The sequence below is a fragment of the Janthinobacterium sp. TB1-E2 genome (assembly GCF_036885605.1).
In the GTDB taxonomy this organism is placed as follows: Bacteria; Pseudomonadota; Gammaproteobacteria; order Burkholderiales; family Burkholderiaceae_D; genus Janthinobacterium; species Janthinobacterium aestuarii.
In genome coordinates this window covers 1,514,470-1,528,873 of the sequence record NZ_CP142523.1, presented here as the reverse complement: position 1 = coordinate 1,528,873, position 14,404 = coordinate 1,514,470, and the positions used below count along the sequence as shown (strand labels likewise).

At 62.2% G+C, this 14,404-nt stretch carries 6 protein-coding genes; 2 read left to right on the top strand and 4 right to left on the bottom strand.

What is annotated here, in order from left to right:
• Positions 1 to 335 precede the first annotated feature (335 nt).
• On the top strand, positions 336 to 3,077 hold the full coding sequence (locus tag OPV09_RS06880; protein ID WP_175560494.1) for a TonB-dependent receptor: 2,742 nt from the start codon (positions 336 to 338) through the stop codon (positions 3,075 to 3,077).
• Positions 3,078 to 3,165: 88 nt separating this feature from the next.
• Here OPV09_RS06880 and aroG read toward each other — a convergent pair whose 3' ends face one another.
• Entirely contained in the window at positions 3,166 to 4,230 is a 1,065-nt protein-coding gene (aroG, locus tag OPV09_RS06875) for a 3-deoxy-7-phosphoheptulonate synthase AroG (RefSeq protein WP_034760477.1), read from the bottom strand.
• Positions 4,231 to 4,800: 570 nt separating this feature from the next.
• Between aroG and OPV09_RS06870 the strand changes: the two genes are divergently transcribed.
• A complete protein-coding gene (locus tag OPV09_RS06870; RefSeq protein ID WP_338680943.1) occupies positions 4,801 to 7,575 on the top strand; it encodes a TonB-dependent receptor in 2,775 nt (924 codons plus the stop codon).
• A gap of 142 nt (positions 7,576 to 7,717) precedes the next feature.
• Here the strand turns inward: OPV09_RS06870 and tldD are convergent, their stop codons facing one another.
• The 3 genes from tldD to OPV09_RS06855 are packed head-to-tail and all read right to left on the bottom strand — an operon-like array spanning position 7,718 to position 14,191.
• Positions 7,718 to 9,178, bottom strand: coding sequence for a metalloprotease TldD (tldD, locus tag OPV09_RS06865; protein ID WP_058050878.1), 1,461 nt, complete (start codon positions 9,176 to 9,178; stop codon positions 7,718 to 7,720).
• A gap of 21 nt (positions 9,179 to 9,199) precedes the next feature.
• Positions 9,200 to 10,000, bottom strand: coding sequence for a carbon-nitrogen hydrolase family protein (locus tag OPV09_RS06860; RefSeq protein WP_034760185.1), 801 nt, complete (start codon positions 9,998 to 10,000; stop codon positions 9,200 to 9,202).
• Between the two features lie 30 nt (positions 10,001 to 10,030).
• Positions 10,031 to 14,191, bottom strand: a complete 4,161-nt coding sequence (locus OPV09_RS06855; RefSeq protein WP_338680942.1) for a YhdP family protein — start codon at positions 14,189 to 14,191, stop codon at positions 10,031 to 10,033.
• Positions 14,192 to 14,404: the final 213 nt, after the last annotated feature.

Here is a 14,404-nt window from a genome sequence, read left to right as displayed (position 1 = left end):
GTCCGCGATACTTTATTGCTGAAGGATTACAAAAAAAACAGGGAAATGTTGCATTTCGTCCAAAAAGTCCGCACGAAATTGACAATCTGAATCGTGAATGTTTTGATGAGGGCCCTGAAAATTTACAGAATTTTCATTGGTGGATTTGTAAAAAGGCAAATAAATTGTTAGTAAGCAACAAGTTATTTCAAAATAATTGCCGCCTTTATCACAATAACAAGGAATTTCAGATGATGATAGAAAATGTAATATCGCGGTCGCTGCGCCTGATGTTTGCAGGCGGCATGGCCCTAAGCATGCACGCCGCGTATGCACAAGAAACAACAGATGGCACCATGCAACGCGTGGAAGTCACCGGTTCGAGCATCAAGCGCATCGCTTCCGAAGCGTCGCTGCCGGTGCAGTCGTTCAACCAGAAAGACATCAAGAAAACCGGCGTCACCACGGTGACCGATTTCATCCAGCAAATTCCTGCGATGCAGGGCTTCTCCGTGGCCGCCGATTCGGTTGGCGGCGGCGGCGGCGGCGTCACCACGGCTTCGATCCACGATATCGGCGCAGCCTACACGCTGGTGCTGCTGAACGGCCGCCGTATTGCGCCATCCAATTCCGGCACCACCATCGACCTGAACTCGATCCCCCTGTCGGCCATCGAGCGCGTGGAAGTGCTGACGGACGGCGCCTCGGCACTGTATGGCGCCGACGCCATCGCCGGCGTGGTCAACTTCATCCTGAAAAAAGGCGCGTCGCCGCTGGAAATCAATGCCAAGTACTCGCGTCCTGAAGAAAAAGGCGGCGCCAGCAACTCGATTTCCATCAGCAAGGGTTTCGGCGACATCGACGAAGATGGCTACAGCATCTTCGTGTCGGCCAGCCATGACGAACAAAAATCGCTGAAAGCATCGCAGCGCAGCTTCGCGAAAAGCGGCATCATCAATTTCAACGATCCGAAGAACGGCAAGGCACTGCAATTCATCAACGGTTCCTCGCGCTCGGCGCCTGGCAACGCCGCTGTCGATTACAACCGCACCGATCCGGTGACGGGCGCTGTAGTCATCAATCCGGAGACCAACAAGCCCTTCGTCGACAGCGTCAACCTGAACCCGTACGCACTGGCCCATGGCGGCAAATGCGCCGCCAGCAACATGGATTTCTATGGCAACGGCAATTGCTATTTCGATTCGCCATCGACCATCGAAATCAATCCCGAATCGAAGCGCGACGCCATCTTCAGCTCGGGTACCGTCAAACTGGGCAAAACCGGCTTCCAGGGTTTCTATGACCTTGCGTACACGGAAGCGCGCGTCGTCGCCAGCATTGCGCCGTACCCGGCCGACTTCTCCGTCGATGTCGGCTCGCCGCTGTTCAACAAATATCTGGCGCCGAACCTGACGCCAGCGCAACTGGCCAACGCCACGGGCGCCGTCGCCAACTACCGCCTGTCGGAAATGGGTAACCGCGTCTACGATTACGGCACCAAGGCCACCCACATCGTCGCCGGCATCGATGGCAATGCATTCGGCTGGGACATCAACTCCGCCGTAACGTACTCGAAAAACAAGCAGACGCAAGAATACGTCAGCGGTTTCCCGCTGGCGGACAAATTCGACGCGCAAGTAGCCGCCGGCAATATCGACCCGTTCGCCTACCCGGTCGGTTCCATGCCGGACGCCATGCGCCAGGCACTGCTGGGCACAGGCTTCAGCGGCACCTACAACACGCAAACCGTGGAAATGAAGGGCATCGACGGCCGCGCTTCGCGTCCTGTGTTCTCGCTGCCAGGCGGCACGGCCATGCTGGGCGTGGGCGCCGACTACCGCAACACCTCGTACAAGGTGCAGCAGGCGAATGTTGCCAAACAGGCGCAGATCCTGTTTGACAATGCACAAGTCGACAGTGAATACGCACGCGACAATGCCGGCGCCTACGCCGAGCTGATGATGCCAATCTCGAAAAAACTGGAAATGACCGGCTCGCTGCGTTACGACCAGATCGGATCCATCGACGACAAGCTGACGGGCAAGACGGTAGGCAAGAAAGAAAACGCCACCACCTGGAAAGTCAGCGGCAAGTATTCCGCCACCAAGAGCCTGATGTTCCGCGCCGCTGCCGGCACCGGCTTCCGCGCCGCCAGCATGCAGGAAATCGCCGGCCCACTGGAAGACTGGGGCGTCACGGGCGGTAACTATCAATGCCCATTGACGGCGGCGACCGGCATGGGCGGCCATCCGCTGGCCAGCTACTGCAGCGGCGTGGGACGCCAGCAATTCGAAGCCTTCCAGGGCGGCAACCCGGACCTGAAGCCGGAAACGTCGAAGCAATGGAGCATCGGTACCGTGTTCGAACCAATCGACAGCCTGTCGATGTCGTTCGACCTGTGGAACGTGGAAATCCGCGACCAGGTGACCGCCGTGTCCGAAGGCCTGATCTTCAACGATCCTGCCAAGTACGCCAATCTGTTCACCACCAAGCACATCAGCTCGACGGGCAAGGACGTGCTGGCCATCAAGCTGCTGCCGATTAACATCGGCAAGGTGGAAAACCGCGGTATCGACTACGACTTCACCCACAAGATGAAGCTGCTGGACGGCCGCCTGACGAGCCGCCTGATGGGTACCTACCTGCTGCGTTCGCGCTACACGACGCCGGGCACCGATGATCAATGGGAAACCAGCCTGAATCGCTACGGTTCGAACGACAAGGTCAGCTTCCGCAACATCATCCGTGCCACCACCACGTATGAGACGGCCAAGTTCACGCATACGCTGAGCGCCAGCTACCGCAATGGCTACACGGACAAGGAACAGACGGCGAAAGACTGCGCCGTGATCGTGGCCGGCAGCCCTGGCGAATGCTATGGCATCCAGCTGGAAGTGCCGAGCTATACCACCTTCGACTTCCAGACAGCCTACCGTCCGATGAAGAACGTGGAAATCACGGGCGGCATCCTGAACCTGTTCGACCGCAATCCGCCGTTCACCCTGCGTAACACGGGTTCGCATCAAGTGGGCTACAACCCATCGTACTCGAGCGCCCTGGGCCGCCAGTTCTACCTGAGCGGTTCCTACAAGTTCTAAGCTGACGGCATCTGCTCTCGGCTGAAAACTGAAAAGCCCGGAAAGCTTAGCTTTCCGGGCTTTTTTTCATGCTGCGCGCCACGTCACTTTATTCCGCGTCGCCCTTCAGGCGGCGCTGCTTGACGGCTGCCGCCAGGTTTTCCAGCACGGCCACGCTGGCGCTCCAGTCGATGCAACCGTCCGTGACGGACTGGCCGTAGATCAATTCCTTGCCCGGGATCAAATCCTGGCGCCCCGCCACCAAGTGCGATTCCACCATCACGCCGACGATGCGGTCGTCGCCGCCCGCCACCTGGCTGGCAATGTCGGCGCACACGGGAATCTGGTTTTCCGGTTTTTTCGAGCTGTTCGCATGCGAGGCGTCGATCATCAGGCGCGCCGCCAGGCCTTGCGCCGCAATCGCCTTGCAAGCGTCGTCCACGCTGGCCGCGTCATAGTTCGGCGTTTTGCCGCCGCGCAGGATGATGTGGCAATCCTCGTTGCCGTTGGTCGAGACGATGGCCGAGTGGCCGCCCTTCGTGACGGAAAGGAAATGGTGCGGCTGCGAGGCGGCCTTGATGGCTTCCACGGCGATTTTCACATTGCCGTCCGTGCCATTCTTGAATCCGACGGGACAGGATAATCCCGACGCCAGCTCGCGGTGCACCTGCGATTCCGTCGTGCGCGCGCCGATGGCGCCCCAGCTGATCAGGTCGGCGATATATTGCGGACTGATCACGTCGAGGAACTCGGTACCGGCCGGCAAGCCCAGCTCATTGATATCGCGCAACAGTTCGCGCGCCATGCGCAAGCCGTCGTTGATGCGGAAGCTGTTATCCATGTACGGATCGTTGATCAGGCCCTTCCAGCCCACCGTGGTGCGCGGCTTCTCGAAGTAGACGCGCATGACGATTTCCAGTTCGCCCGCAAAACGCGCACGCTCCTTCACCAGCAGGCGCGCATATTCCATCGCCGCCTTGGTGTCGTGGATGGAGCAAGGCCCGATCACCACCATCAGGCGGTCGTCCTGGCCGTGCAGGATACGGTGCAGGGCAATGCGGGCGCTGGCGGCTGTCTGTTCGGCTTGCTCCGAGCAGGCGAATTCGCGGATCAGGTGGGACGGCGGGGTCAATTCCTTCATTTCGCGAATTCGCAAATCATCGGTGCGGGGCATCATTTTCTCCAAAATTTAAGGATGGGTAAAACATCTGGGTAAAAAAAAACCGCCATCAGTGGCGGTTTTTTAGAATTTGCTGGGATCTCGTTTTGCTGCTACGTGAACCGACCGCTACTCCACCGCCTTTGGGTTGGAATTGCTAAAGTAAAAATAAGCGGTAAAAAAGTGGCGAGCGAACATGCGAGTCATCCGTAAGTGATGAACGACTATAAACCTAAATTGCAAGGGTTGGCAAGCATATTTGTCGGCAAAGCCGCATGCCGCTGCCGTTTTACACTGCAAAGTACGTTAAAAAGCATAAAAAGTTGCGCGCTGCCCATACCCGTCCGCAGGCCACTACCGCTGTGTCCGTCGTGGCAACCACGCCACGCCAGCCATTCTATCGACGACAAGCGGGGCACTCCTTGATCCAGATCTAATCCCGGCATCGGCTCACGGACAAAACTCAAGGACGCATCAACGACCTTTGACTGCCTGACCTTTCCGGAGAACCGCATGATCCCTACCCTATCCTTACCATCCGCTGCCTTTTCACCACCCAGACTGGGCCTGGCACTGGCCAGTGCGTTGCTGAGTCTCCCCGTCCTGGCGCAGGATGCTGCCCCGATTGCCCGCGTGGAAATCACCGGTTCGAACATCCGCCGCGCGCAGGCGGAAACGGCGTCGGCCGTGCAAACGCTGAACGCGGCCGACATTGAAAAATCGGGCAAGTCCAGCGTGGCCGAACTGCTGCAGACCCTAGCCGTCGACAACCAGGGCTCGGTGCCCACCACCTTCGGCAACGGCTTTGCCGCCGGCGCTTCCGGCGTATCGCTGCGAGGCCTGGGTACGGCCTCGACCCTGGTGCTGCTGAACGGGCGCCGCGTCGCGCCGTATGGCCTGGCCGACGATGGCCAGAAGGTATTCGCCGACCTGAACATTATTCCCCTGGAAGCGGTGGAACGGGTGGAAATCCTCAAGGATGGCGCCTCGGCCATCTACGGTTCGGACGCGATTGCCGGCGTTGTCAACGTGATCCTGCGGCGCGACTACCAGGGCACGGCCATCAAGGGCAATTACGGCAAGACGAAGGAGTGGGACGGGCGCGATGCGCGCGCCGCCATCACGCACGGCTTCGGCGACATCGACAGCGACCGCTACAACGTGCTGCTGAACCTCGAGTACAGCGAAAAGGCCGCCATCTGGAACCGCGACCGGGCCGGACGGGGCGCCGTCGGCCGCAGCGACTTGCGCGACCTGGGTTTCAGCGCGCAGGAGTCGCTCAGCGGTGCGGGCGCCATCACCACCAACAACGCGGCCGGCAGTGCCGTCAACGGCAATGTGCGCAATCCCGACACGCTCGACTACTACAACCGCGGCAACCTGTCCGGCGCGGGTTTTACACGCACCTTCCCCGGCGCCGCCTGCGGCAACTTCACCACGCATCCGCAAGGCGACCCGGGCGGCGGCTGCCTGACCGATGCCGCGCAGCAGTACGGGCAGATCCAGCCCAAGCAAAAGAACATCAATTTCTTCGGCCGCGCCGCCTGGCAACTGACGCCAGCACTGCAGACGTATGCGGAACTGAACGTGTATCACAGCGAATCAAACTCGGCCACCACGCCATCGACGGTCAGCGGCTCGGTCGGCTACCCGGGCGGGCCCGTCAGCAATGCGGGCGTGTCGCTCGGCGCAGCCCACCCGGACAATCCATATTTCGGCACGGCGGCGCGGCTGCGCTACCTGGCGGCCGACGTGGGACCGCGCCTGTCGGAAGTCAATTCGACCTTCACGCGCTTTGTGGCCGGCATCAAGGGCACGGTGGCGGGCTGGGATATCGACAGCGCCTTGCTGTACTCGCAGAACAAGGTGTCGAACGACTTGAACGGCTACCTGCAGCGCGACGTCGCCTTCGCCCTGCTCAACCCGACCGCCACGAACGTGGCGGCGGCCAGCCTGAACCCCGCCTATGCGGCCCTGCCGGCCGGCAGCCTGTGGCGCATCGCGGAAAACGCGGGCCTCAATTCGCCCGAGCTGTACGCGGCCCTGTCGCCGCGCATCTCGAACGATGCCAAGACGCATATCGCGCAGATCGACTTCAAGGCCAGCCGCGAGGTGGCAAAGCTGGACGGCGGCGGCCTGGGCGTGGCCGTGGGTGCGGAATTCCGCCATGAATCGACGGAACTCAAGCCCACCACGGGCACGGAACGGGGCAATATCATCGGCCTCGGCTATTCCGCCTACAAGGGCAGCCGCAACGCCTCGGCCATCTACGCCGAAGTGCTGGCGCCCGTGCTGAAAACCGTCGAGCTGTCAGGCGCCCTGCGCGCCGACCATTTCACCGACGTGGGCAATTCCTACACGCCGAAAGTGGGCGTGAAATGGACGCCCATGCGCGAACTGGCCCTGCGCGGCACCTTCGCCAAGGGCTTCCGCGCCCCCAGCGCGGCGGAAAACGGCGTCGGCGGCCTGGCCGCGTTCTCCACCGCCAGCGATCCGCTGCGCTGCGCGCTGGGCGTGGAAGTGGCGTGCGATCCCGCGCCGATCGCCGTCATCACCTCGCCCAATCCGAACCTGTCGCCGGAGCGTTCGCGCAGCTTTTCCGTCGGCGCCGTGTGGGACCCGCTGCCGCGCAGCAGCATTTCCGTGGATCTGTGGCAAATCCGCCGCAAGAATGAAATCAACCAGGAGCAAACGGATGCGGCCATTGCCGCCGGCAACGTAGCGCGCGACCCATCGACGGCCACCGGCATTGCCGGCGATCCGGGCGCCATTACGGCCGTGCTGGCCAACTATGTGAATTCGGCGCAAACGACGGTGCGCGGCATCGATATCGACGCCCGCCAGCGCTTCAACCTGGGCGGCGACTATGGCAACCTGACCTTCGACCTGAAATGGACGCATCTGTACAAATGGCTGCGCACGGAACGCGATGGCACGCAGCGCGATTTTGCCGGCACGCATGGCAATTGCGATGTGTCCAACTGCATGGGTACGCCGGACGACCGCATCAACCTGGGCGCCACCTGGGAACGCCAGAACTGGCGGGTCACGGCCAACGTCAACTACCGTGCGCCGCTCGACAACATACTGTTCAAGAATGACCCGGACGGTTGCGCCACGCATTTCGCCGACGGCACGGACGCGCCGCGCGGCTGCCGCATCGCCTCGTTCACCACGGTGGACCTGACGGCCCGCTGGCTGGCCACGCCCAAGCTGGAAGTGTTTGCGACGATACAAAACCTGTTCGACAAGATCGCCCCGCTCGACCCGCTGACGTATGGCGCCACGGGCTACAACCCGCTCGACTACGCGGGCGCGGCAGGACGGTTCATCAGTGCGGGGGTGAAGTATAAATTCTGAAAAATAGCGGTGGTGTCGGGTTGCGCCCTTCGGGCTAACCCGACCTACACGATCAGCATGCCAGAAATGTAGGTAGGATGATTAGCGCGGCGCAGTCGCGCGTAATCCGACACCGTTGTTGGCCGCGCAGTGCCCGAAAAGATCAGGCAGTCCCGCCAACCGTGATGCCATCGAGGCGCAAGGTCGGCTGCCCCACGCCCACGGGCACGCTCTGCCCTTCCTTGCCGCACACGCCCACGCCCGAATCGAGGCGCATGTCGTTGCCGATCATGGAGACACGGTTGAGCACGTCCGGACCGTTGCCGATCAGGGTCGCGCCCTTCACCGGGTAGCTGAGCTTGCCGTTTTCGATCATGTACGCTTCGCTGGCCGAGAAGACGAACTTGCCGTTCGTGATGTCGACCTGGCCGCCGCCGAAGTTGACGGCATACAAGCCGTTCTTGACGGAAGCGAGGATCTCGCCCGGGTCCTTGTCGCCGCCCAGCATGTACGTATTTGTCATGCGCGGCATGGGCAGGTGGGCGAACGATTCGCGGCGCGCATTGCCCGTCACGGGCATCTTCATCAGGCGCGCGTTCATCGTATCCTGGATGTAACCCTTGAGGATGCCGTCCTCGATCAGGGTCGTGCACTGCGTCGGGTTGCCCTCGTCGTCGATGTTCAGGGAACCGCGCCGGCCAGCCAGGGTGCCGTCATCGACCACGGTGACGCCCTTGGCAGCCACGCGCTCGCCGATGCGGCCCGAAAACGCGGACGAACCCTTGCGGTTGAAATCGCCTTCCAGACCATGGCCGATCGCTTCGTGCAGCAGGATGCCGGGCCAGCCCGGTCCCAGCACGATGGTCATGGGACCGGCTGGCGCGGGGCGCGCTTCCAGGTTCACCAACGCCGAATTGACGGCGTCCGTCGCGTATTGTTCCAGCACGGCATCGCTGAAATAGTCATAGCTGAAGCGCCCACCACCACCGGCCGAGCCCGTTTCGCGACGGCCATTCTGTTCCGCGATCACGGTCAGCGACACGCGCACCAGCGGGCGGATGTCGGCCGCCAGCACACCGTCGCTGCGCAGCACCAGCACCACGTCGTATTCGCCAGCCAGGCCCGCCATCACTTGCACCACGCGGGGATCTTTCGCGCGCGCCATCTTTTCCACGCGCTCGAGCAGTTGCACCTTGGCCGTGGCATCGAGCGAGGCCAGTGGATCGTTGGGCAGGTACAAGGAACGCCCGCCTTGCGGCTGCATCTGGCCCGCGATCTTGATTTTGCCGGCGCCCGCGCGCGCAATCGTGCGCGTGGCCGCCGCCGCTTCCAGCAGGGCCCGCTCGGAAATGTCGTCGGAATACGCAAACGCCGTCTTGTCGCCGGACACGGCGCGCACGCCCACGCCCTGGTCGATGGAAAAGCTGCCCGTCTTGACGATGCCCTCTTCCAGGCTCCAGCCTTCGCTCTTGGTCGACTGGAAATACAGGTCGGCATAGTCGACCTTGTGCGTAAACATCGTGCCCAGGGCTTTGAGCAGCTTGTCTTCGTCCAGGCCAAACGGCGTGAGCAGGATATCGCGTGCCACGGCCAGGCTGGACAGATTGGGTTCAAATGGGATCATGGCTTTTTCTCACAATTCAATTTACATGGTGCGGTGCGTGAGGGCCGGCAGCGACTCGCGCACGCCGGCCAGGAACACCAGGTCGATCTCGCCGCTGACCACGCCCTCGCCCTCAGGCAGCACGGCGATCACTTCGCCCCACGGGTCGATCAGCATGCTGTGGCCCCAGGTGCGCCGGCCGTTCGGATGCAGGCCGCCCTGCGCCGAGGCCAGCACATAGCACTGGTTTTCGATGGCGCGCGCGCGCAGCAGCACTTCCCAATGGGCGCTGCCCGTCGTATGGGTAAACGCGGCCGGCACGACGATCAGCGCGCAATCGCCCATGGCGCGGTACAGTTCGGGGAAGCGCAGGTCGTAGCAGATGGACAGGCCGACGCGGCCGAACGGCGTCTCGATAGCGCGCACCTGCGCACCGGGCACGATGGTGCGCGATTCATTGTACGACTCGATGCCGCGCGTAAAACCGAACAGGTGGATCTTGTCATAGCGGCCGGCCGGTTCGCCTTGCGGATCGTACACGAGCGTCGTATTCAAGACCTTGCCCTCCTGGCCCGAGATCAGGGGCAAGGTGCCGCCGATCAGCCAGATGCCGTGCTGGCGCGCCATCTGCGCCATGCCATCCTGGATGGGGCCACTGCCGGGCTGTTCCGCATGGGCCAGCTTGTCCGTTTCCTGCTTGCCCATGATGGCCCAGTATTCAGGCAGCACCACCAGTTGCGCGCCACCGGCGGCGGCCTGCGCCACCAGGCGCCGCGCCGTGGCCAGGTTGTCTTCCACGGAAGGCGAGGAAATCATTTGTACTGCTGCGACTGTATGCATCATTGCCACCTCTTATCCATTCGAACGCCTCGCCTATTTCGCCACGGCCTCCACCGCCGCAGCGGCAGGCACAGCGACAGGTTCCAATTTACCACCATCGAGTTTGGTCACGACGGGCGATTTCCACGGGCCGGCGATCTGCATATGGTAAGTGAGCGCCTTCATCACGGGCGCACGCAGGAACAGCTGCGCCAGGAAACTGCCCAGGCCGATGACGGGATTGACGGCCAGCGCATATACGAGCGGCCCCGTGCCCAGGTTAAATTCGGGGATCACCACCACGTGCAGATTCGTCGTTTCATTGGCGATATCGGCCGTGCCATCCATCAGCACGGTGGCCGCCACGCCATGCATCTTGAGGTTGTTCGTCGTCACCACGCCGCGCTTGATGCTGGCGTTGGCCGTGATGCCGTCGAAAGCCAGGCCTTCGGAAAACACGTCGTGGAAATCGAGTTTCAGCAAGCGGGGCAAGGCTTGCAGGCTGAGCACGCCCAACAGCTTGGCCGCGCCCGGGTCCTGCTTGAGGAACTGGCCCGATTCCACGTTCATCTCGATCTGCCCCGACAAGGTGGGAATATCGAGCGAATATGGCAAGCCGTTCCAGGCGATGTCGCCGCTCAGGCGGCCCTTGCCGCGGCGCACCGTGTCGGCAAAGCCGAAGCGGTCAAGCAGCTTGCCCGCGTCGACGATGTCGAGGCCGAAACGCAGGCTGGTCGTGCTCTGCCCATCCTTGATGACCCATTTGCCACTGCCGCTCAGCGCGCCATCGGGGTTCGACAGTTGCAGCTTGCCCACGCGCCACTCGCGTCCGCCCGCCGCCATGGTGTTATAGGCCTGCAACTCCAACCGGCCGATCTTCTTGTTGAACAGCTCGAATTGCTCGGCGACGATATCGAGCGAAGGAATCGACTGGGCGCCGCTTTTTCCTTCCAGTAAATTTTTCACATCGTTGGCGGCCGACTCCGGAATGATCAGCGAGGACAGGCGCGCCGTCATCTTGCCCAGGCCGGATGGCGTTTCCAGCCACGTCACATAGCCCGACACCTGTTTCGCATCAATATTGGCTTGCCACACATCCTTCTGATGCGTGGCACCTACCACCACGTTTTCCAGCTTGCGCTCGCCCAGCATCAGTTCGCTGGCGCGGGCCGCCATCATGTCCGGCACCACGTATTGCGCGATATCGGGCGCATCGTCGGCGCCGCCGCTGTCGGCGGACGCCGTCGCGCTGCCGGCGATCTCGCTGCCGGCGGCGATCCAGCTGTCCACGTCCAGGGTTTTCATGTTGACGTTGAGCATCATGCCGCTCTCCGGTTCCGGCGCCGGCACGTTCACGCCGATACCGCCGCGCAGCAGGCGCCAGGCATCCTTGCCCTGCTTCTGGCGCTGGTAGCGGGCAGCGATGCCGGAGCCCAGCGCGATGCGGATATCGTCCGTGCGCAAACCGGCGCCATTGGCCGCATTGCCCGTCAGGGTGAATTTCACGGGCAGGCTGTCGCCGGCCGGCTTTTTCAGGGGAGCGGGAAAATCCAGGCCCAGGCCCGTCAGCGGCGACTCGACATTGACCACCACCTGGTGGTCGCGCGCCGTGATCAAGCCGCTGTAACGGGCGCCGCCATTCAAATGTTTCGCCAGGCGCTGCAGCACAGGCGCCGGATAGGTCTTGCGCAAGCCGTCGATGGTCATGTTGCCGGCAATTTTCACCTGGATGGAGCTGTCCGGCTGCGTGCCGCCCGAGATGGCCAGCGGCCCGCCCAGCAGGCTGCCATTCAAACCATTCAGGTTGACGCCTTTTTCGTTGAACTCGATCTTGCCCTGCGTGCCCAGCACGGGCGGCATGTCGTGGAACAGCACCACATCGTTGCCCGCCAGCTGCAAGCTGCCTTGCACGGTCGACTCGAGCATGCGCTCGATCGGCAAGTGCAATTTGAGGGCCAACTTGGCGTTGCCCGTCGCCGCCGTTTCATCCGTGAAATGCTCGATCCAGCCCAGCACGGGGCTGGCCGTCACGTACTTGAGAAATTCCTGCATCGGGCCGGCCGCATTGCCGTCGATATCGAGCAAGGTGTCGAACACGGTCAGGTCGGGGATCACGGCTTTGACATTCGTCAATGCCACGCCGCCCGTGGTGGCCGTGTCGCCGCGAATTTCCATGCGCGCGCGCTCGAACACAAAACTGCCCTTGATCTTTTCCGCCTGCGGCCACAGGGGCGCCTTGCCCGCCAGCGGACCGCTTTCCGCAAATTCGCCGGGCGCATAATTCAAGGTGCCGTTCTCGATCTTGCCGGCGATACGGAAGTCGCCACGGTTGCGCTGGGCAGGCGTGTCGGCCTTGAACGGGAAATGTTCGAGTTCGCCGCGCAGGCGCAGGCTGACATCGCGCGCCACGCCGCTTTCCAGCGCGCCCGTCAGCCAGTGGCGCAGGTGCTCGGGCGTTTGCAGCGGCAGATAGCGGCCGATGGTGTTGATCTGGAAATTATCGATCGTGCCCGTCAAGTCGACCTGGCCCAGGTTCTTGCCATCGAGAGGCAAACGCTGCGAACCATGCAGGGCGACTCGCATGCCTTCTTGATTAAAATCAAGCCTGTCCAGGTCGACTTGTAGCATATTGTCTGCTTGGAAAGCCCAGCGCGCCTCCATTTCGAACTGTTCGAATGGCAAGGCCGGCTCACTCAAATAGGAGGCCAGTTGCAATACCAATCCTCGTGCATCGATATCGACCTTGCCGCCCTTGTCGCTGGCGTCGATACTGCCAGTCAAATGTTCGAAACCGGGGATAGCCGGTGCGGCTGCCTGCGCGGGGCCGGTCGCCGTCTTCGCCACGGCCAGGCGCACCGGCTGCGCGTTCAGGCCCAGATCGATGAACTTGCCGCGCAAACGGTAGCTGACCGGTGTCGCCATTTCGCCTTCCCATTGCGCGGCAAAATCCTGCAAACGCCCGCGCGGCGCCAGGGCGTCGAGACGCTGGCGCTGCTGTTCGCCCAGCGGCAGCTTGTCGGCCAATGCGGCCAGGGTTTGCAAATCGAGCGATTTGGCCGTGATTTCCGTGCGCGCCGGCTTGCGCTTGGTGGCAGCAATGAAACGCTCGGACAAAGTCGTAGGCGGCAGGCTGAGGCCGTCTCGGGTTTCCACCGCGAAATTCGTCAACTCCACCTGGTGCCCATTCGCGCCAAACGTCGGTTTGCCGTCGGGTGTCTGCGCCGACAGCTCTTCTTTTGCCGAAATGCGTCCGCTGACCGACAGCAGATCGAGCGGCGCGATATGCTCGCCCAACTGCGCCGTCACATCCGTCAACCCCACGTCCGCCGTGAAACCGGCCAGGCGCGCGTGATCCAGGCTCAGCCAGGCGCGCAGGGCGCCCTTGCCCTGGCTCAGTTCGAACGGGTAATCGAGGTAGCGGCGCCAGGCGGCCAGGTCGGCGTTTTTCAGGTCGGCGTACAGCTCGCCCTTCCACATCGACACATCGGAGATGCGCGTGCTGAAAGGCGGATGCGTGAAGTGAGCGCGCACATCGATGGGCGCGGCCAGACTGGCGGGTGGCGTGGCCTGCAAGCCCAGCCGGTGGCTGCGCCAGCGGTTGCGCAGCAGCAGATTGACCTGGGATAAGGCCAGCTCGGGTGTCCCACGCGCCTCGTCCGTCCAGCGCACCTTGCCATCGCGAATGATGATGTCATGTTGCGACAGCAGCCAGTCGGCGCCCTTGCCATCGCTGCCTTGCGTACTGTCGATCAACACCCCGGCCACGTACAGCTTGCCATCCTTGCTGCGCCGCACGTCCAGGTCCGGCCGCGTGATTTCCAGGGTAGTAAAGCGCACTGAACCCAGCACGCTCCACCACGACACGGTGGCCGATATGCTCGGCAAGCTCAGCGCCTGGCGGCCCGCCTGGTCACGCAGGGTCACGTCGCCGAGGAAGAGATTGGGGCGAACGCCATGCCAGGAGGCATAAATACGCGCAATGCTGACAGGGTTGCCCAGCGCACGGCTGGCCGCCCGCTCGATATCGCCTTTGTAATAATCGATATTCGGCAGAATCGCGTAGCGCAGGAATAAAAACAGCACGGCGAAGGCGAAATACGCGAGCAGCACCAATTTGATGGTAAAACCCAACACATGGTGGGTGGCCAGGTTGGCCATGCGATAGGCGGCACGCAGCCGCTGCCAGCGCAGAGCCAATGGCACATGTTCTGTCACGCTTGCTTCTGGCGGTTTTTGCATCAATAAGCTAATAAACTGGCCCGGCGTCAAATAATGGCAAAAATCGTCTGCATTCGTGGTGCGCGCCTGCATCCTTGCGCTTGCGTCTGAGCAAAGCCTCCCTTACCATCGTCCGGAAGAGCACGCAATGCCGGCCGTGAGGCCAGCGGCATAATTTTACCGCATCCCCCGCCGTTCGCAGCCAAGTTA

Coding starts and splice junctions, on each gene's coding strand:
- OPV09_RS06880 (WP_175560494.1), top strand. CDS start 336: ATGCAACGCGTGGAAGTCACCGGTTCGAGCATCAAGCGCATCGCTTCC.
- aroG (WP_034760477.1), bottom strand. CDS start 4,230: ATGCCCCGCACCGATGATTTGCGAATTCGCGAAATGAAGGAATTGACC.
- tldD (WP_058050878.1), bottom strand. CDS start 9,178: ATGATCCCATTTGAACCCAATCTGTCCAGCCTGGCCGTGGCACGCGAT.
- OPV09_RS06860 (WP_034760185.1), bottom strand. CDS start 10,000: ATGATGCATACAGTCGCAGCAGTACAAATGATTTCCTCGCCTTCCGTG.